The organism is Kosakonia sp. N21 (assembly GCF_050587465.1).
Lineage (GTDB): Bacteria > Pseudomonadota > Gammaproteobacteria > Enterobacterales > Enterobacteriaceae.
This window is the reverse complement of record NZ_JBOBHR010000028.1, coordinates 1-1,158: the sequence shown is the minus strand read 5'-3', so window position 1 is coordinate 1,158 and position 1,158 is coordinate 1. Positions and strand designations below refer to the sequence as shown.

The 1,158-nt window shown below is 61.5% G+C and carries 1 protein-coding gene; it reads left to right on the top strand.

The features are described from left to right. Positions 1-26: 26 nt before the first annotated feature. Positions 27-1,158: IS481 family transposase (locus ACQ3G7_RS24680; RefSeq protein WP_430893009.1), on the top strand; the 1,132-nt coding region annotated here is incomplete at its 3' end.

Genomic DNA, 1,158 nt, shown 5'->3' with positions numbered 1-1,158 from the left:
ATAAGAACCCTCTTCCGGAGTCACTTATGCCCTGGGATGCGAGAGATACCATGTCATTACGTCAGGAGTTTGTTCACTTTGCCTCTCAGGAAGGGGCTAACATCCGGGCGCTCTGCCGTCACTTCGGCATTGCGCCCTCCACCGGCTACAAGTGGCTTCACCGCTGGCTCGACGCCGGGAGCCCCGGTCTTGCTGACCGCTCCCGCGCACCGCATCATTCTCCCAACGCCACGGCTGCTCAGGTGGCTGACCTGTTACAGTTCGCACACCAGGCTCATCCCCGCTGGGGGGCCCGTAAGATCAAGGCCTGGCTGGAGGCTCAGGGGCACGAACTCCCTGCCGTCAGCACCGTACATACCCTTATGCACCGCCACGGGTTGCTGCCGGGGGGGCCCGCGGGTATCCCTTCTGCCGGGCGTTTCGAACACAGCAGACCGAACGCCCTCTGGCAGATGGACTTTAAGGGTAACTTTCTCTTTGCCGGCGGACGCAGCCACCCCCTCACGCTACTTGATGACCACTCCCGGTTCTCACTGTGCCTGACGCACTGCGACAATGAACGGCGTGAGACCGTGCAGTCGCAGCTGGTGAAGGTGTTTGAACGCTACGGCCTGCCGGACAGGATGACTATGGATAACGGAGCTCCCTGGGGCGACACCACAGGAAGCTGGACCGCGCTGGAGCTGTGGCTGATGCGCCAGGGTATCCGGGTGGGGCATTCACGCCCTTACCATCCGCAGACGCAGGGCAAGCTGGAACGTTTTCACCGCAGCCTGAAGGCCGAAGTGCTGCAGGGCCGGTGGTTCACGGACGGCAGCCAGTTACAGCAGGTGTTCGATGACTGGCGCGCGGTCTACAACCTGGAGCGTCCGCATGACGCGCTGGACATGGCGGTGCCGGCGTCACGTTATCAGCCGTCATCAAGGCAGTACAACGGAGCGGTTCAGCCCCCGGAATACGATGAGGGGTTACAGGTGAGGAAGGTGGATGTGAGCGGGAAGCTGAGCATAAAAGGGGTGAGTCTGAGCGCGGGGAAAGCGTTCAGGGGCGAGCGTGTGGGCCTGCGGGAAACGGCAGAGGATGGGTGTTATGAGGTGTGGTGGTACAGCACGAAAGTGGGGATGATCGACCTGAAAAAGAGGTCGATCATCATGGGTA